The sequence below is a fragment of the Mammaliicoccus sp. P-M59 genome, assembly GCF_022386135.1.
GTDB classification, from domain to species: domain Bacteria; phylum Bacillota; class Bacilli; order Staphylococcales; family Staphylococcaceae; genus Mammaliicoccus; species Mammaliicoccus sciuri_A.
Genome location: NZ_JAJNJJ010000015.1, coordinates 15,543 through 36,022, shown reverse-complemented (window position 1 = coordinate 36,022; position 20,480 = coordinate 15,543). Strand labels below are relative to the sequence as shown.

General features: G+C 35.3%; 14 protein-coding genes. 1 reads left to right on the top strand and 13 read right to left on the bottom strand.

Annotated elements, in window-relative coordinates; genetic code table 11:
* Positions 1-545: 545 nt before the first annotated feature.
* The 9 genes from LQ617_RS15505 to LQ617_RS15465 all read right to left on the bottom strand — a co-directional run bounded on the left by LQ617_RS15505 (position 546) and on the right by LQ617_RS15465 (position 11,484).
* Positions 546-1,514 (bottom strand): sugar phosphate isomerase/epimerase family protein, encoded by a 969-nt coding sequence (locus tag LQ617_RS15505; RefSeq protein WP_232188011.1) that lies wholly within the window; start codon positions 1,512-1,514, stop codon positions 546-548.
* Between the two features lie 12 nt (positions 1,515-1,526).
* Positions 1,527-2,567, bottom strand: coding sequence for a Gfo/Idh/MocA family protein (locus LQ617_RS15500; RefSeq protein ID WP_239740774.1), 1,041 nt, complete (start codon positions 2,565-2,567; stop codon positions 1,527-1,529).
* A 17-nt stretch (positions 2,568-2,584) separates the two neighbouring features.
* The gene (locus tag LQ617_RS15495) at positions 2,585-3,301 is read right to left on the bottom strand and encodes a ThuA domain-containing protein (RefSeq protein WP_048540505.1); all 717 of its coding nucleotides are present in this window, start codon (positions 3,299-3,301) and stop codon (positions 2,585-2,587) included.
* A 15-nt stretch (positions 3,302-3,316) separates the two neighbouring features.
* Positions 3,317-4,393: a Gfo/Idh/MocA family protein gene (locus tag LQ617_RS15490; RefSeq protein WP_129407440.1), complete on the bottom strand. Its 1,077-nt coding sequence runs from the start codon at positions 4,391-4,393 to the stop codon at positions 3,317-3,319.
* 295 nt (positions 4,394-4,688) lie between these two features.
* Positions 4,689-6,341, bottom strand: a complete 1,653-nt coding sequence (locus tag LQ617_RS15485; RefSeq protein ID WP_119594041.1) for a Na/Pi cotransporter family protein — start codon at positions 6,339-6,341, stop codon at positions 4,689-4,691.
* Between the two features lie 148 nt (positions 6,342-6,489).
* Complete coding sequence (locus LQ617_RS15480; protein WP_126477819.1) at positions 6,490-6,858, bottom strand: Na-translocating system protein MpsC family protein; 369 nt, start codon at positions 6,856-6,858, stop codon at positions 6,490-6,492.
* Positions 6,859-6,887: 29 nt separating this feature from the next.
* Entirely contained in the window at positions 6,888-7,370 is a 483-nt protein-coding gene (locus LQ617_RS15475; RefSeq protein ID WP_025907235.1) for a carbonic anhydrase, read from the bottom strand.
* A 51-nt stretch (positions 7,371-7,421) separates the two neighbouring features.
* Positions 7,422-9,971, bottom strand: a complete 2,550-nt coding sequence (locus LQ617_RS15470; protein ID WP_239740773.1) for a DUF2309 domain-containing protein — start codon at positions 9,969-9,971, stop codon at positions 7,422-7,424.
* Positions 9,955-11,484 carry an NADH dehydrogenase subunit 5 gene (locus LQ617_RS15465; protein ID WP_239740772.1) on the bottom strand — a complete coding sequence of 510 codons (1,530 nt, stop codon included), beginning with the start codon at positions 11,482-11,484 and terminating at the stop codon, positions 9,955-9,957. Before LQ617_RS15465 ends, LQ617_RS15470 begins: the two co-directional genes overlap by 17 nt.
* Positions 11,485-11,872: 388 nt before the next feature.
* On the opposite strand from LQ617_RS15465, the gene mbcS reads away from it, so the two are divergent.
* Entirely contained in the window at positions 11,873-13,459 is a 1,587-nt protein-coding gene (gene mbcS, locus LQ617_RS15460) for an acyl-CoA synthetase MbcS (RefSeq protein WP_239740771.1), read from the top strand.
* A gap of 698 nt (positions 13,460-14,157) precedes the next feature.
* On the opposite strand, the gene LQ617_RS15455 is transcribed toward mbcS, so the two are convergent.
* From LQ617_RS15455 to fadD, 4 genes are all read right to left on the bottom strand, one after another.
* A complete protein-coding gene (locus LQ617_RS15455; protein ID WP_107576754.1) occupies positions 14,158-15,345 on the bottom strand; it encodes a thiolase family protein in 1,188 nt (395 codons plus the stop codon).
* Between the two features lie 31 nt (positions 15,346-15,376).
* The gene (gene fadB / locus LQ617_RS15450) at positions 15,377-17,635 is read right to left on the bottom strand and encodes a 3-hydroxyacyl-CoA dehydrogenase/crotonase FadB (protein ID WP_239740770.1); all 2,259 of its coding nucleotides are present in this window, start codon (positions 17,633-17,635) and stop codon (positions 15,377-15,379) included.
* A 54-nt stretch (positions 17,636-17,689) separates the two neighbouring features.
* Positions 17,690-18,895: an acyl-CoA dehydrogenase FadE gene (gene fadE, locus LQ617_RS15445; RefSeq protein ID WP_037589231.1), complete on the bottom strand. Its 1,206-nt coding sequence runs from the start codon at positions 18,893-18,895 to the stop codon at positions 17,690-17,692.
* An 80-nt stretch (positions 18,896-18,975) separates the two neighbouring features.
* The gene (gene fadD, locus LQ617_RS15440; protein ID WP_037589230.1) at positions 18,976-20,475 is read right to left on the bottom strand and encodes a long-chain-fatty-acid--CoA ligase FadD; all 1,500 of its coding nucleotides are present in this window, start codon (positions 20,473-20,475) and stop codon (positions 18,976-18,978) included.
* Positions 20,476-20,480: the final 5 nt, after the last annotated feature.

Below are 20,480 nucleotides of genomic sequence, written 5' to 3'. Positions count from 1 at the left end.
AGTTTATTTCAGCTTTAACTCACATCTTTGCGAATCTCGTGAGTTTACTTCAGCTTTAACTCACATCTTTGTGAATCTCGTGAGTTTATTTCTGCTTTAACTCACATCTTTGTGAATCTCGTGAGTTTATTTAGACTTTAACTCACATCTTTGTGAATCTCGTGAGTTTATTTCAACTTTAACTCACATGTTTCACGATCTCGTGAGTTTATTTCAACATTAACTCACATCTTTACGAATCTCGTGAGTTTATTTCAGCTTTAACTCACATCTTTGCGAATCTCGTGAGTTTACTTCAGCTTTAACTCACATCTTTACGAATCTCGTGAGTTTACTTCAACTTTAACTCACATCTTTGTGAATCTCGTGAGTTTATTACAACTTTAACTCACATCTTCGGGGCTCTCGTGAGTATATTTCGACGTTAACTAAGATTTTTACCTCAAAATCGTCGCCCTCCACTCACAGACCCCATCCCCCTAGATTCACCCCCCTCAAAAATAAAAACCATGGTATCAGCACTCAAGCTGAAACCATGGTTTTCTTCATGCCCACCATATATTATCTAATGATTCGTTTATATTCACTGTTTGCAAGTTATGTGCTGCTTTTTGGAATCCTTCTTCTACTGACATGATTGGGTCTTCATGTTCTATACTCACGACATAATCATATCCATTGATTCTCAACGCGCTTATAATATCTCCCCATACTTGTGGGCTATGTCCATAACCGACTGTTCTGAATGTCCAAGCTCGTGTTTGAACTGAACTATACGGCTGCATATCTGTTAGTCCGTACATATTGACATTTTCTTGGTCGATATAAGTATCTTTTGCATGAAAATGATGAATCGCACCAGCTTTACCTAAAATTTTAATAGCTGCTATCGGATCAATGCCTTGCCACCATAAATGACTCGGATCTAAGTTCGCACCAATCGCATCGTTTGTCGCTTCTCTAAGTTTTAAAAGTGTATGTGGTGTATGTACTGAGAATCCAGCGTGTAGTTCAATACCTATTTTAACGTTGTGGTCTTTAGCAAACTGGGCCGCTTCTTTCCAATAAGGTATCAACTTCTTCTCCCATTGCCACTCTAATATTTCTGAGTATGCTGTTGGCCATGGCGTTACTGGCCAGTTTGGATGTTTAGCGTCTTCATCTGATCCTGGTATACCTGAAAATGTATTAACAACTGGGACACCTAGAATCGAAGCTAATTTTACCGATTTAATAAATGTCTCATGTGCTTGTTTAGCATGTTCTTTATCTGGTGAAACAGGATTGTCATGACAACTGAATGCACTGATTTCTAATCCGCGTTTCTTGATAGCGTCCATAAATGCTTGTCTTTTACTTTCATCTTCTAACAATTCATCTACATTACAAAAATGGTTACCCGGATTCCCACCTGTACCGATTTCGACCATTTTCAATCCAGATTCTGCAACATGATCTAACATTTCTTCAAACGTTTTATCTTGAAAAAGTACTGTAAATACACCAATTTTCATATGTAACACCCCTTATTTTATTTTAACACTCGTTCCTTGTTCACTACTTTCATAAATTGCATCTATTAATGCACTCACGCGTCTAGCTTCTTCAGGTTTCACGACCAGCGACTCTAGTCCTAAACAACTATTCACAAAGTTTAAAGTCTGACGTTCTGCAGCAATATTTTCATTATGTTCAGCATATGCTTGTTCGTTGAAAAATGTACCAAATCGAGGTTGATAAATTTCAAATGGATAAAGGTTAATACCCCCATCTACACCAGACATACTTAAGTGAATTTTATCTTCTTTAATATTCGCAGACCATGAGCATTCGAACTGCATCGTTGAACCGTCTTCAAATGTTATAAATGAAGATACATGGTCATCTACTTCAAACGTTTCATGATCAAACGTTCCCCAATCATTGATTTGATTAGGTGTCTTACTCAAACGATTGTACGTCTTACCTAATACTTCGACTGGTTTCGCATCCGTTTGTAACCATAAAGCAAGGTCTAATAAATGGCATCCATAATCAATTAGACTGCCGCCACCTTGAAGTTGTTTATTTGTAAACACACCCCAACCTGGCACTTTTCTTCGACGCAATGCTTGTACTCTCGTTACAAGCGCATCACCTACAACACCTTCATCAATTGCACGACGAGCTGTTATTGCGGCATCTGTAAAGCGGTAATGATAGCCTATTGCGAGCACTTTACCGGATTGATTTGCCGCTTCAATCATTGCATCACATTCTTTGCGATTCATAGCCATTGGTTTCTCACAAAATACATGTACACCTGCATTTAACGCTGCAACAGTTATTTCTGCATGAAATTTATTTGGTGTACATATGACGACCGCATCTACACTATTAAACATCTCCTCATATTCAGAAAAGACATTTGGAATTTGAAATTGTGATGACACTTTTTTAGCGAGTTCTTCATTAATATCTTGTACACCCACAATTTCAACTAAGTGATTTAATTTTTGTAAAGCTGGTATATGTCTGTTTTGTGCGATACCGCCGACACCTATAACACCTAGTTTAAGTTTATCCATAAATATAATCTCCTATTTTATTTCTTACTAATTTCTTCTAAAGGTTGTGCGTTACCATATTGATGTTTTGGTGTGCGGTCATTTTTCGCCCACTTAACAGCATTTTTAATAACTTGTTGAATTTCTTCATTATAATAAGTAGGGTAACTTTCGTGTCCCGGTCTAAAATAAAAAATCTTTCCGTTTCCGCGCTTAAATGTTGCACCACTTCTAAACACTTCTCCACCTTCAAACCAACTAATAAATATAGTTTCATCTGGTGCCGGTATATCAAAGTGTTCGCCGTACATTTCTTCTTTTTCTAATTCAATATATTGCCCTAATCCATCTGTAATTGGATGTGTTGGATCAACTACCCAAAGTCGCTCTCTATCATCTGCTTCGCGCCATTTCAAATCACATGTCGTACCCATCAAACTTTTGAATATTTTAGAGAAATGTCCAGAATGTAACACGATAAGACCCATACCATCTAGTACACGTGCTTTTACTTTTTCGACGATTTCATCTTTCACTTCATCATGTGCTTTATGACCCCACCATAACAAGACATCAGTCTCAGCTAATACTTCATCCGTTAATCCGTGTTCCGCTTCATCTAATGTTGCTGTTTTAACGTCATGTTCTTCACCTAAAAATTCAGCAATAACATTGTGAATACCATTAGGATAAACTGCTTTTATTTCTTCACTTTCTACTTCATGTCTATATTCATTCCATACTGTTATGTTCATTAATAAAACCCCTTCTTAGTCAAAATATACTGCTTTACCAGTCTTAGCTGATTCATAAAGTGCTTCTAATATTTGTGTAATCACAATTGCTTGTTCTGGTTTCACAACAGGCTCTGTATCATTAAGAATACTGTCAATCCAACTACGTGCCTCTACTTCAGCTTCGTCTACTTTTTCACCTTCATAAAAATCAACGCCTTTATTTTCAAGTTCTACTTGCGTTGTATATAAAGAACCAAAGTCTTCTCCGTGGATTCTTAAGCCATCTTTCATATCGGCACCACCTTCAGTACCAGATAATGAACATTTTGCTTCATCTACTTCTAAAGAGTTTAACGCCCAACTTGATTCAAGCATGATTGTCGCACCATTTTTCATCTTAATAAAACCGAAAGCTGAGTCCTCTACTTTGAACTTTTCAGGATCCCATGGTCCCCATGCATTAGCTGCATTTTCTTTTTTACCTAACTTATGGAAAGTTGAACCCATTACTGATTCTGGTTCGTAATTATCCATCATCCATAACGTTAAATCGAGTGCATGTGTCCCAATATCAATTAAAGGACCACCACCTTGTTGTTCTTCGTCTAAGAAGACACCCCAAGTCGGCACTGCTCTACGACGAATAGCATGTGCTTTTCCGAAATAAATATCCCCTAAGTCACCACGCTCTGTTGCTTTATGTAAATATTGACTGTCAGGTCTAAATCTATTTTGATAACCAATCGTAAGTTTCTTGCCATTACGTTTAGCCGCTTCAATCATTTCTTGCGCTTCTTCTGTCGTCTTAGCCATAGGTTTTTCACACATAACATGTTTACCTGCATCTAATGACGCAACCGTTAATTCCTTATGAGAACTGTTCGGTGTACATACATGAATGACATCAATAGCATCATCCTTTAAGAGTGATTGGTAATCTTCGTAAACTTTCGCATTCTCCGTACCGTATTCCTTAGCTGCTGCTTGTGCTTTATCAATATCAATATCACAAAAAGCAACAATGTTCACTTCGCTTATTTTTTGTAAACTCGGTAAATGCTTACCATTCGCAATACCACCACAACCAATAATTCCTACATTCAAACTCATATGTACAACCCCTTTTATGTATTTATGCGACAGTTAATAATATTAAGCAATCGCTTACATTTTTGTTTATATAACTATGTTAAAATAAAAAACAATAAACACCAACGAATAACACTTGTAAAGACACTTATATTTTACATCTGAATATATTTTCATAAGTTAAAAATATTTTCAGTATGATTAATAGAAAAACAACTGAATTATATGAAATAAATGACCACAAACAAAATCGCAAATTATAAAAATACCACCTCATTTCTACCTGATTAAATCAGCAAAATGAGGTGGTAATTATTTATATTTTCACTTCAGTTGTTTGTGTGTATGAATGCTCTCCGAGATTAATCATAGATTCTGATATATTTCGTGAGTGGTAACCAATTCTTTCGAGGATTGATATCATGTCGATATATACAAGGCTACCTTCTGGTGAACATTCTCCAGAGCTTAATCTCTTGATATGTTTTTTACGTAAGTCATGCTCTAGTACATATGAATCTTGGCTTCGTTTCACAACTTCGTCTTTTTTCAAATTGTCATAAACATCAAATACTTCAAACGTTTTTTCATATGAAATTTTTACGTGATCATATAATCGTTCGATGCTTTCTTCTGCTTTTGATGAAATTTGAATATCAGCTGATTGTTTCTTCTGCAATTCTTCTAAGTATGATTCTGTTAACGTTGATACTTTCAATATTGTTCTATTAACATCATATAAAACAGATAGCCTTTCAGCATCTTTAGCTGATAGTTTCTTCTCAGATAATTTATTTAAATATTGACGTACATTATCATACATATTATCTACTGCAAGGTGTTTATCTTTATGCTTTTTAATTGCTTTTTCATCAATATTTTCAACATTATTCAACATTGAAACAGTCATTTTACCGATATTTTGAATTTCATCTTGAGCCTCTTGAAGCGCGATACTAGGCGCTCGATTAATTAAATTATTATCAAGATATTTCGGTTTATACTTCTCATTTACATCTTCACCTGGAATGATTTTCGTTACAATCCAAGCTAATGCAAAGATGAATGGTAACTGTATAAGTGTATTTGTTACATTGAATGTTCCGTGTGCAAATGCTATAACCATTTTTGGATTTAAATTCATAGCGTGTTGAATCCATTCCATCGTCATTTCGTAGAATGGTAAAATTAATAAGAAAATTGTCGCACCGATAACATTAAACATAACATGCGCCATCGCAACACGCTTAGCGGCGATAGAGCCTGCTAAACTTGCTAGTACAGCTGTAATCGTCGTTCCAATATTGTCACCTAACAAGATAGGTAATGCACCATGTAATGATACTAAATCATTGGCATAGAAACCTTGTAAAATACCAATCGTTGCACTTGAACTTTGAACGATTAACGTCACAAATGTACCTGCAAGTACACCTAATATCGGCGTAGAAGACATATCTAACATAATTTGTTTAAAGCCTTCTAAATTAGCAAGTGGTTTCACCGCACCACTCATTAATTCTAGACCGTAGAATAGTGATCCAAATCCGAAGAAAATCATACCGATATTTTTAACTTTTCTTTTTTGAATGAAGAAAATTAAAAACGCTCCTAATGCTAGTATTGGTAAAGCATATTCACCAATGTTAATCCCAATAATAAATGCTGTGACCGTCGTACCGATATTGGCACCCATGACAACACCTATTGCTTGTCGCATCGTCATAAATCCAGCACTTACGAGTCCGATTGTGATAACCGTTGTTCCCGAACTACTTTGTATTAAAATTGTCACGATCATACCTGCAAGTACACCCATAATCGGATTACTTGTAAATCTATTTAATATACCTCTTAATCTGTCGCCTGCTGCTGCTTGTAAGCCATCGCCCATTTGTTTAATCCCGTAAAGGAAGATACCTAATCCACCGATGAATGTAAAAATCATTTGTAATGCCGAGAGTTCCATAACACACCTCTTTAAAGTTATTGTAACCATTGTGAATAATAAACTATAATTGTTAAGCTAATGTAAATTTTTAATTAACTTTTATTAAAATTATGACTATCTTTCTATTTTTTAATTTTAAAGGGTTTTCATTATCGATTTCTGGCAATTATTTATTAAAAAGTTCTTCTATATTATGATGCATTTTAAAGATCATCATACGTTCACCAGTTCTTGAACTTAAATCTGTATGGAAACTTTTGACGTCTTGTTGGGTTATATCAAATATCATTTGGTATAAATGATCCATATCTGATTCTACTAATTTTGAACGTGTACGTTTTATACTCAATAAACCTTCTTGTGTTTCACATACGCTATATTCTGCAGGTGTAAGGACACCTTGTAAATCAACAATAATCATATCTCTTAAAATATCTGTCTTAACAGATAGAGAGCCTCTACCTAGATATTCTTTTTCCCATTGTGTAATGGCTTTACTAATTTTTGATTCACATGCTCCTTTAGTCATTTCCATATTTGTCTCTCCTTAATGCTAATTTTGCTTTATGTTAAATGTTCAGCAATTGTTTCAATATTGTTTTGATTGATGGTCATACCGTTTATTGTAATACCAGATGGTATAAGTGGATGATTAGACACTTGATGAATGCTTTGTTTAATACTTTGATGAATATCACTTTCACCATTTAACCATTCATGAATATTGTCACTACTAAACTCAGGCTTACAATTTTCAAATAAGTAATCAAGTGTTTTAATTTTTTCTGTATGACTTTTGACACTTTCAGGTAATGCGATCACTTGTTTATCATCTGACTTTCTAATGATATAAACATTCTCTATATCATATTCGTAAATCGCGATAATAATAGATCGCATCACATCACCATATGCATGCGCAATTTCTGCCTGAAAGCTTTGTATCGACATGACATGATTTGGGTTGAAATTTAAAGATTCAACAAGTTGGCTTTCTAGATGTGTATTTAAATCAGATAGTATGAGTATATTTTTTTCATCATTCATATTATACATCCTCTCGAGTCTTGGACATAAATTGTTGTCCTGCTCATTTATTTACCATTTATGCCATTCACCATTTTCATCTATACTTGATAGCAATAACCAATCATTTTTAACTTTCGTGTTAAGCGCAGTATTTTCATTGAGCAATTTACGAATGTAATCATTCGGCGCTTGTATCACAACTAATAATCGAATCGGTGCATGATAATATTCTCCATCTGCCTTCATGACTGATTGCCAAGGGAGACCTGTTAGTAAATCACTACCGTTTCCTTGCATAACACCTATGCCACTCGTCACCGTCTGGGTGATTTTATTGCCGCTTCCGTAATAGTAAGGTGCTACTGTTGAAGCATAATATTGTAAGTTAATCCATTGAGCAACTGTCGCCGGCCCACTTAAAATCGTATTTAAAATTTCACCGTCATGATCTTTCGTCCAGTCATAATTATGTAGGAATGCACGACCATTTAATTGTGATTGCTCTGTTAATGTTCTCTTACCAATAACAAATGTTGCATTTCTAGCTAATCCCCATTCTGGTCGAATTTCACTCCAGTCACTTGCCAACTGTTCTGCTTTAGTTGTGGATTGTTCGTTTGAATGTTCCATACCTGGAATCTCTTCAAGTCTTAAACGATTTGCTTGATCCCCAGCTTTAGGCAAAGCTAGTTTTAATTTTTCTAATGCGCGCTCAGCTTGATTCGAAAGTTGTGGCACATATAGCCATTCTAATTGATCAGTTGTCGTACAATGTTCAGCAGCAACAAAGACTGTATCTTCCGGAATCATAATGTGATTGCTTATGAGACCTTCCCTAACTTCAGGTAAATTACATAAAGTAGCTAATACTTTCGCATTGAAGCCACTCGCTGAACCACCACACGCGCCACAATCTAATGAAGCTGCATAAGGATTGTTAGCACTATGACTACCGTGTCCACATATGACCACTAATGGCGCAAAATCTTCCGTTAAATCCATTAATTTCAATGCTTCTCGTGCGTAAGTAAGCTGTTCTTGTTTCGTAAATCCAATAGGTAAATCACCAAACCGATTGGGCGCATGATCTATAGAAAGTTTCGTATCCGGTTTATTCATAAGATTTTTATTAAATCGATTGACCAAATCTCCTGTACGTTTAGGCATAAAGCTTCTCGCAATCGTTTGTAAACTTAGCCATGAACCTGTTAATTCTGGAAGCAATAGACTTGGTAATACATTTTGTTTCATTTTTTTAAATGTATAAAATATTGACGAAATACTTTTTTTCTTTTCAACGTAATGATTGGATTGATGTGCATCTTCGTATTCATAAATCTTATGTTGCGGTTTATTCATTACTGGTAAAGCATTATGTGTATGTTGATGTCCTAGTTCACACTTTTCAATTGGTAATCCAAAGAATCCTGCGATACCAATCGTTTCGAAAGGACCTTCCATTTCTAATTGTCTTCTAAAAGGTTCCGAACGCGTATCAATACAAAAAGCGAGCTGAGCCTCGACAGGTGCTTTATCATCTTCATGATGGATATGAGATTGAATTTCACTTTGTAATTGTGACGCATACGTATCTTCCCAAGCTTCTAGCAATAATTTATGTTGTGTAATGCGATCAAATTGATGTGCAAATGCTATATAATCTTCTCGTTCACTTTGAGATAATGCAAACCAATTTTCCAACGTTAAAATGCCACTTTCAAACCAAGTTTGTACTAGAGAAATGTCATAGTCAGTATATTGTTGTTCTTGAGCATGCTCACTCATTAATGTCCATTCCAAAGCCAATCTTATGGCTAAATAATCCGTCAGCAAGTTTAAACGTTCGTCTTTCCAAAGCATCATACCTGCCCATCCTGGTAAAGCCAACAAGTGTATTTCAAGATATGATTGTACTTGTGCTTCTGATATACCAAGTTTGTCTAAACAGCTTTCTATTGTTTCAATAGATGTTGATGGTAGCATTTTTATTTTACGTCTCTCTGCCTTCGATAAAGCGGGATCCAAATGAGCTAACCTCTTCCAGTTTTTAAAGAAACCTTTACCATCTTTATGGATTGCCCATCCTGATTGATTATCATCCAGATATAATTTACTCCACTTAATCATTTGTGCATTCAACTTATCTAAATACGCCTGTCCAGAATATTCTTCAATACGTGTACTTAAAATAATGTCATCATCTTGTTGTTTATTTAGTGCAACATTTTCTATTGATCTTCTTAATTGTTGTAGATCTTGTTCAGTAAGATTCACCTTATGAGTTCTATTAAACAATATACTTTCAGCATATTCTCTTAACATCTCTTTATTTAATGGCGTATTATCGTTCGATAGCCATGCCGATAATCGTTCTTCTATATATTCCTGTTTAATTTCTCCATTTTCAATTGCAGCAAATAATAAACTTTCGTTCGGATACAAATCGACATTCTGTACCTTTTGAAACCATCTCGCAACATCTTCAAAAGTACGATCTTCTAAAGCCGCCCAAGGATGTCTCGCTGCAAATATATTAATAGGAGAAAGTGGTGTTATGACACGACTTGCCTCTTTAATTGAATATGTGATGCCATTTATTGATTCAATTGTTTGCGTCATGCTGATAACCTCCTTTAAACGTATGATTTTTCAAATAGCGTGGATGTGTTTCAATATTTTGCACTTTCGATTCACCTAAATGTACAATCCATAAATATATAATCGTGACGATTTTAGATGAATGATTTCTTGCAACCCACAAGTTCAGTGCACTTCCTATTAACAGCAATACAATCATGATAATGACTGCAAATATAGGTGTATGATTCACATTTGTTGCGTATTGATGTAACAAATCATGGAATAGATGATGTACACCAAAGTATGATAAACCAACAATTAATAATGCTAATAATCCAATGATTCTACCTAACTTGCCTTCACCATACGCGACCAGTTGTGTCCATGAAACAGATAATGACCAAGCTAATATAAGCGCACTAATGATTTGGTAACTACTTGTCGGATCCATAAGCCAAAAGATAATACCAATCATAATGGATAATAATCGACCAACTAGAACCCATATATATGACACACTTTCATTCATTCTTGAAGGCATATCAAAAGTTCTTACAGCAGAACCAGAACGTAAAAATAATGTCGCTTTAAATAGTCCATGTAACATAAGATGAACAATAGCTGCTGAATAAACACCTAAAGCACATTGGATAAGCATAAAGCCCATCTGTCCAATCGTTGAACCTACTAACTGCCTTTTGTAATCCACATGTACTAAACTAATGCCTGCTCCCATCAATACTGAAATCGTTGCGATAATGATAAGTAACCCAATTATCCATTCATTTGTAAAAATCGGTGCAAATCTCGTTAAAATGACGCCACCAACATTGACAATACCGGCATGCATAATTGCTGAAACAGGAGTTGGTGCCGCTACAGATTCTATTAGCCATCTATGAAATGGCCACTGAGCTGCTGGAATGATGACTGATATCACTAACATCAACTGAATAACCTCACCTTGCCACGAATCAAATTGGTCAAGATGGCTTTCACTAAATATAGTAGACTGTTGCCATTCACCCGTTACATTGTATGTCAGCAAAATCGCGATTACTAAAGCAATCCAACTAACAATAAAGATCATGCTAGTACTTTTCGCTAAACGTTTCGTAATGTGCCATTGTTTGTTTAAACCGATTAAACGCGTTAAACAAAATAACGTTAACCCCCATAATATCGCCATTAATCTTAAATCATTACTTAACCAAGCAACTGAAGCAAACACTGTCAGAAAAGTAAATAATGAAAAATATTTACGATACTGTGCATCTCCATCTAAATAGCGTACGGAAAATCTTTGAATAATAAGACCAATACTCAAAATAAAGAGTGCGAGCAACCATGACAATTTATCTAAATGCCAAAATCCTATATATACATTTCCGCTTGTCATACACAAGCCAATTAATGCGATTAGCACTGGTATAAATGCGATTATTAAGTGAACATTAATATATGTCTTTGCCACTTTTGGTGCTAAATATATGATGCTACTTATAAGCGCTAATCCAATTGAAATAAAAAATAATACTAATAAACCTGTCATGTCGGTTGCTCCTTTTCTGTTAAAAGCAATAAAAAAAGCCGACAATTTAAAACAAACCTCTCGTGTAGATTTGCTTTAATTGTCGGCTTCAATCAAACTAACGCTTATCGTTATTTTAATTGCTTCCTTATTATTTATATGTAATCATTTTTGAAATTTTTAATCGTGAGTCATTGCACCGTTTTTACTTTTTCAATTAACCAATATCGATTAGCCACTTGCTAAAGTTTAGATGCTATGAAATTTTATATACTTTAATAACATATATTTATTTTCAACAAATGTCAATAGTTTGACTATTTAAAATATTCTATAGTTTCATTTATTCGTATTAATGATTATTCACTGTTAGAATAAAACAATATATTAAACAAACGAGGAGATTAACATGAATAGATCAGACTTAATAGCACCAGAAACATACAATATTGTTAATGAAATCGAAAGACATGCAGCAGATGAAACGAAAGAAGCCATTATATTCGAAGATGTCGATGGCAACGTAGAAACGATTACGTACGCTAAACTTATACAAAATTCAAATAAAGTGGGCAACATCTTTAAAGCACAAGGTCTTCAAAAAGGCGACAAAGTACTTATTATGATGCCACGCTCCATTAAAACATATGAAGTTTACATTGCTGCACTTAAACTTGGCCTTATTATCATTCCAAGTTCAGAAATGTTAAGAACTAAAGACTTACAACATCGCATTACGCATGGTGAAGTCAATGCAGTCGTAGTCATTGATCAATGTACAGACGAATTTGAAAATATACAAGAATATGATCAACTTACTAAATTTATTGTAGGCTCTAAACAACAAGATTGGATTTCTATCGATGAAGCAATACAAACTGCAAGCTCAGAACTTACAGTTGATGAAACAAAACGTGATGATATCGCAATTTTATCATATACATCTGGTACAACTGGTTTACCAAAAGCTGTTATACATACACATGGATGGGGATTTGCACACATTCAAACAGCGCCAAAACATTGGTTAAGTATTACAGACAAAGATACTGTATGGGCAACTGCAGCACCAGGTTGGCAAAAATGGATTTGGAGTCCATTCCTTTCAATATTAGGATCTGGCGCCATCGCATTTGTTTATAATGGTAAATTTAATGCAGCTAAATATTTGGACTTACTCGAAAAACATCAAATTAACGCATTATGTTGTACACCTACTGAATACCGATTAATGGCTAAACTGCCTAATCTTTCAGACTATACATTGAAACATCTACACAGTGCTGTATCAGCTGGCGAACCATTAAATAAAGAAGTCATCGAACAATTCAATCATAACTTCAACATTAAAGTAAGAGATGGATATGGCCAAACTGAGAATACATTACTTATCGCATTTTTAAAAGATACAGAAAGCAGACCAGGTGCTATGGGTAAAGCAATACCAGGTAGTTATGTAACTGTAATAGACGAAGATGGTGACCCAATAACAAACGGTGCCACAGGAGACATTGCCGTTTCATTAGATTCACCATCATTATTCCAAGGCTATTTTAAAGACGAAGAACGTACCGAAAAATCAAAACGTGGAAACTATTATGTAACTGGAGACCGCGCAAGATTAGACGAAGATGGCTACTTCTGGTTTAAAGGTAGAGAAGATGACATTATCATTAGTTCAGGTTATACAATCGGACCGTTCGAAGTAGAAGATTCACTCACTAAACATCCGAAAGTACAAGAATGCGCAGTCGTTGCTAGCCCAGATGAAATCAGAGGTAATATCGTCAAAGCATTTGTCATCTTACAAAATGATATCGTAGGCGACGAAGCACTCGTCAAAGAACTACAAACTTACGTAAAAAGTGACGTCGCACCATATAAATATCCAAGAGCAATCGAATTTGTATCCGAACTACCAAAAACAAACTCTGGCAAAATACGCCGCGTTGAATTAAGAGAAGCTGAAAAAGAAAAATATAATAAACAATCATAGGAAAAGAAGTAATGATTGGAGAGGAGCGGGACATAAATCTAATTTGTATAAAAAGATTTCGTAGTCCCGCCCCGGCAAGGATGACTAGAGTTGAAAAAGCTTGAAACAAGCGTATTTCAATTCAGTCATCTACTGCCAAGATACTAAAACTGGCTGAGACATACTTTATGTACCAGCCTCTTTTTTGTTTGAGATGAGATTTGGAGAGATGTGAGTTTATTACTCCTTTAACTCATATCTTTTACGATCTTGTGAGTTTACTGCCTCTTTAACTCACATCTTCAGCAATCTCGTGTGTTTACTACCTCTTTAACTCACATCTTCAGCAATCTCGTGTGTTTACTACAACTTTAACTCACATCTTCAGCAATCTCGTGTGTTTACTACAACTTTAACTCACATCTTCAGCAATCTTGTGAGTTTACTGCCTCTTTAACTCACATCTTTCTCAATCTCGTGAGTTTACTACAACTTTAACTCACATCTTCAGCAATCTTGTGAGTTTACTGCCTCTTTAACTCACATCTTCAGCAATCTCGTGTGTTTATTACACCTTTAACTCACATCTTCAGCAATCTTGTGAGTTTACTACACCTTTAACTCACATCTTCTCCGATTTCACATATTTTACTCACCCTCACACACCCTCACCTCAACAAAAAAAGCATTCGACCGTATGATCGAATGCTTTACATAAATTATCTTACATATTCAAATATGCCTGCTGCTCCCATTCCGACGCCGATACACATTGTTACCATACCGTATTTGGAGTCTGGGCGTTTACTCATTTCTGACAATAGTTTACCTGTTAACATAGCACCTGTTGCACCGAGTGGGTGACCGAGCGCTATTGCACCACCGTTAACGTTTGTCTTATTAATATCTAACCCTGCTTCGTTAATAGATGCTACTGTTTGTGATGCGAATGCTTCATTGAGTTCTACTAAGTCGATATCATCTACTGATAAATTCGTTAATTCTAATACTTCTGGTATTGCATAAGCTGGTCCTATGCCCATTAATTTAGGGTCTACACCTACTGCTTTAAATCCTACAAATTTAGCAATTGGTTTCACGCCTAATTCTTTTACTTTATCGCCTGACATCAATACAACAAATCCTGCACCGTCTGTAAGTGGAGCCGATGTACCTGCTGTAACTGTGCCGTCAGCTTTAAATACTGTTCTTAATTTAGATAATGTTTCTAAATCTGTTTCTGGACGAATGAGTTCATCTTGTTTAAATATTTCTTTCGTTACATTTGGACCGTTCTCATCGTATTTAACTTTATGCACTTCAATTGGTATAATTTCATCTTCAAACTTACCTGATTTTTGTGCTTCTGATGCTCTTTTATGACTTTCAACTGCATAAGCATCTTGTTCTTCTCTTGAAACTTTATATTCTTCAGCAACCATTTCTGCCGTTAGTCCCATAGGATAAGAAACACCTGTATCCGCTTCTTGTAACTCTGGATTATTTGTTGGCTCATTACCACCCATTGGTACGGCACTCATTAATTCAACGCCACCTGCTACAAGCACATCTGCCTGCTCAGACATAATTTCATTTGCTGCTATCGCAATAGTTTGCAAGCCTGAAGAACAATAACGATTAACCGTTTGTCCAGGAACTTCATTTGGTAATCCAGCAAGTAATGCTATTGAACGTGCGATATTTTGACCTTGTAATCCTTCTGGAAAAGAGTTCCCCACGATAACATCTTGAACCATACTACCATCAAATGTACCACCTACACGATTGAGTACACCTTTTAATACTTGAGCTGCAACTTCATCAGGTCTTTCATGAAATAATGCACCACCTGGTTTAGCTTTACCTGCTGCAGAACGTCCGTATGCTACTATATATGCCTCTTGCATTGATATCCATCCTCTCTTATTCAACACTTCATTAGTTACGTAATGGTTTACCTTTTTCTAACATATGCGTAATACGATCATATGTTTTTTCATTTTTGAGTAGAGATAAAAAGCCTTCTCGTTCAAGCTTTTGAATATATCGTTGATTAATATACGTATTACGAGGTAAATCTCCACCTGCAAGTATATGTGCAACTTTTAAAGTAATTTCGTAATCATAATCACTAATGAAGTGACCAATTCTTTGCGCATCTAGTTCAGCTTGTGCTAAAGCTTTAAAATCTCTGCCTAGCGCTGGATATTGAGTTTTAGGTTTAGGAATATAGTTTGCTTCAGATTCATATCTCGCTTTATTTAAAGCAACTTCAACACGTCTTTCTTTGTTGAAAATGATTGTATCGATATCTCTTAAATACCCATATCTCTTAGCTTCGTATGCATTTGTAGATACTTTAGCTAAGCCTACATTCATTAATACTTTCGTAATCGATGCTTGTTTGTCATCATTTTTATGATTTGTTCTAAGCACTCTATCTGCAAACTCTGCTAATCCACCACCTGAAGGTAATAGACCTACACCAGTTTCAACTAGTCCAATGTACGTTTCACTCGCAGCAACGATAAATGGTGAATGTAAGACAACTTCACAACCGCCACCTAAAGCTCTACCGTGAACTGCAGTTACAATAGGTTTAAGTGAATATTTCATTCTACCGAAACTTTCATGTAATTTATCAATTGCTGGACCTACTAATTCATCTACTTTCTGACTTTCATGTGCTTGTTTCATTAAGAACAAGTTTGCACCGACACTGAAATTATTGCCATCTGCATATATAACCATGCTTGTATAATCTTCTTGTTCTAATAAATCAATCGATTCAATTAAGTCGCTCGCAAAGCCGTCAGATATAATATTATTTTTACTTTGAATTTTAAGTAATAATTGATCTTTGTTTGCTACTGATAAATTAGAATCTTCTCTATTCCAAACTTCACGATCGATGAAAGCTGATGTCGGTGTGACACGCTCTATTGATTCGCCTTCTTTATAGAAGCCACCGCTTTGTTGTTCGATCCATTCAGGTAATTCACCGAGTTCTTGTTTCATTCTATCTTTAACACGGTCAAAGCCCATTAAGTCCCAAAGTTGGAACGGTCCTTTTTTCCAGTTAAATCCCCATACAAGCGCACGGTCTACATCTTTAAAGTCAGATGCAGCTTTAGGAACATTAATCGCTGAATAATAGAAATTATTTCTTAATGTTTCCCATAAGAATTTACCTGCATCATCTTCAGCATTAAAAATGACATCTAAATTGGATTTTAAGTCTTTACTAAATTTAGTAAGAATTTCGAATTTAGGCGGTTCAGGTTGTACGTACGTATCGCTTTCTATATCATAAACAAGTCTTGTCTTTTTATCTTTTTTATAGAAACCTTGTTTCGTTTTTCTACCTAACGAGCCATTTTTCACAAGTGTATCGGCAACTTTAGTATCTTTGAAATATGGTTGCTCTTCAGGCACTTGTTGGAGTCCTCTCGTAACGGTAACGGCAATATCTAGACCTACTAAGTCAGATAAACCATATGTTCCAGTACTCGGTCTACCAATTGCTCTACCCGTTAAAGCATCTACTTCAATAATTGAAAATCCTTGTTCTTCGCCGCGATACATAATGTCATTCATCGTTTGTGTACCGACTCTGTTCGCTACAAATCCAGGCACGTCATTCGCAACGACAACACCTTTACCAAGTACTTCTTCAGCAAATACTTGTGTTCTTTCAACGATCGCATCTGACGTATTACGATTCGGAATGACCTCTACAAGTTTCATAATGCGAGGTGGATTAAAGAAATGTAATCCTAAAAATCTTTCTTTATCTTGATCGCTAAATGCTTTAGATATTGCTTCAATTGGAATACCTGAAGTATTCGTCGCAAATATCGCATTATCTTTCGCAACTTGAGTAACTTGTTTCCAAACTTGATGTTTAATATCTAATTCTTCTTTAACCGCTTCAATATAAATATCAGCATCATCTTCACCTGTTAAATCATCTTGAAAATTACCGTAAGATAAATTAGATGCAAACTCTAAATCGAATAATAAAGGTCTTTTAGCATCTGTAATCACATCATATGCTTTTTTAGAAATTTTATTCGGGTCTTTTTCATCGATTACTATATCTAATAATTTTACTTTTAAACCTGCATTCACTAATAGTGCAGCAATTTGACTACCCATTGTACCTGCACCTAGAACGGTCGCTTTACTTATCGTCATAAAAAGTCCTCCAAATTCATATATTCTGAGTGTGTTTCGTCTTGCTCAGTTAGCTTAAATAAATGCTGAATCTCCAGTTAATGCACGTCCAATTAACAGTGCATTGATCTCGTGTGTACCTTCATATGTGTATACTGCTTCTGCATCTGAGAAGAATCTCGCAATATCATATTCAGCTAAAATACCGTTACCACCTGTGATACCTCGACCCATTGCTACAGATTCTCTTAATCTAAGTGAATTCATCATCTTAGCAGTTGAAGTGGCAACTTCGTCATACTCACCATTTTCTTGCATTCTAGCAAGTTGGGCACATATAGACATTGAATGTGCTAAATTTCCTTGCATCATAGCTAATTTTTCTTGGATTAATTGATATTTACTAATTTCTTTACCGAACTGTTTACGTTCTGTTACATAATCAAGCGTTGCGCGTAAAGCACCTGCTAAAGCACCCGTTGCCATATATGCAACTCCTGCACGTGTAGAATAAAGTACTTTCGCAATATCTTTAAAGCCATTTATATTTTGAAGTCTTTGATCTTCTTCAACTTCTACATTGTCTAATTTAATAATTGTATTTGGAATAATTCTTAAAGCGATTTTATTTTCAATCACTTCAATATCTACACCTGCTTGTTCTGGTCTAATAATAAAGCCTTTAGGTTTACCTGTTTCAACATCAACAGCATATACCGGAATAACATCTGCTAAATTCGCGCCGCCTATCCATTTCTTTTCACCATTTAAAATCCATTTATCGCCTTCACGTTTTGCAGTTGTTTCAAGTCCACCTGCAACATCTGATCCGTGTTCTGGTTCTGTTAACGCAAAGCATGTTCTTAATTCATGTGATTGTAATTTAGGGATGTAGTAAGCAATTTGTTCTTTACTACCACCAAATAAGAATGAATTATGTCCCAATCCTTGATGAACACCTAATAATGTCACTAAAGATACATCGAATCTTGCTACGACATAAGACATGAAAAATTGGAATAATTGACTAGGCGTCTTAGCACCTTCACGCCCTTCAAATAATAATGGGTTTTGGAAATAGTTGAGTTTACCCATATCATCGAAGAAGTCTTCTGGCACTGTTGCATTCACCCAATGTTCGTTGATTGTTGGACGATATTTTTCTTCTAATAAATCATCAAGTTGTTTTAAGAACTTCACTTCACCATCTGTTAATTGTTTCGAAATATTCAGTACATCCTCTGGAAATAATGCTTTTAATGTTTCTAATTTTGTTGACATATATATGACCTCCAAATGTTATTAAAGCGCTTACATTTACATCTAAAAAAATTTAGTATTCATGTTAGCGTCATCTTTGTTTATTGTTGAAACTTTCTCTTCATCATAGCTTTCACTTCTAACTTGTCTGGTTTAGCAGTTGAAGTTAATGGCATTTTCGTTACGGATAGATAATTCTTAGGTACTTTATAACTCGCTAAGTTCTCACGCATATAAGCATCTAATTTCTCTACGAAATCTGGGTCTTGTTCATTCAGTAACACAGCAGCCGCTACAGTTTCTCCAAATTTTTCATTTTCATAACCTACGACAACACATTGTGCTACGAGTGGATGACCAGCTAGAACAATTTCAACTTCAGATGGTAAGACGTTCTCTCCACCTGTAATAATCAGTTCTTTCTTTCTATCTACAATAAATATATCGCCATCTTCATCTATACGAGCTAAATCACCTGTTAAGAAATAGCCATCATGGAAAGATTTATCCGTTTCTTCTTGTTTTTGCCAATAACCAGGTGTAACTTGTTTACCTTTAATCGCTAATTCACCAATTTCACCTACAGGTACGTCATTGAAATCTTCATCAAATAATCTTGATTCTACATACATGACTGGCTTCCCTATACTCATTGGCTTTTTAAGTGAATTAGTAGGTGTATTTATCATCGCTAATGGTGCTTCTGTTAAGCCATAACCATTAATAATATTTAACCCCATGCTTGCAAATTTTTTCTGAACACCAGGTAACGGTGCTGAACCACCTTGAATAAGAAAATCAATATTGTCAAAATTCTTCACATCAAAGTTAGGTGCTACTAACATGGCGTAATACATTGTTGGAATAAGCGATAAGTAATTCGGTTTATATTTAGCCATTAAATCATTGAGTTGTTCACCTTCGAAGTAACGATGTAATACGAGTGAGCCACCTGCCATCAACAATGGAATGACTAAATCATTAAATCCAAATACATGGAACATTGGTAACGAAATAATAGATGAAAATCCTGAATTCACTTTATAAGTGAGTATCGTATTAATCGCATTCGATGTGAATGAATCATAAGTGAACATGACACCCTTTGGTAATCCTGTTGTACCACTTGTGTACATTAATGCCGCTAAATCATCACGACCTACATCTACTGTCTTGAATGGTTTATGATTTTTAGGATTTACAAGTTCATCATATTCAGGTGAATCGATATCCATGTGTAAATAGTCATCTGCAATCCCTTGTAAACTACTTAAATGACGATTTGCATAGAATATAAACTTCACACCTGAATCTTCAATAACACTTTCAATTTCGTTCGGTTTGAGTCTCCAGTTCATTGGAAAGTATACTGCGCCAATCTTAAATGAAGCGAATAGTAAGTCAATCACCGCTACATCATTTGGTGCAAATATCCCAACGACATCTCCCTTTTTAATACCTTGTTCTTCAAGATGGTTGGCTAAGTTCTCAGCACGAATATTTAAATCTTGATAAGTCCATTCTGTTCCTTTTAGTGGATCGGTAACTGCCGCCTTTTCTTCGTCATATTGCGCTCTCGTTTTAATCCAATCGTAATTCATATTAA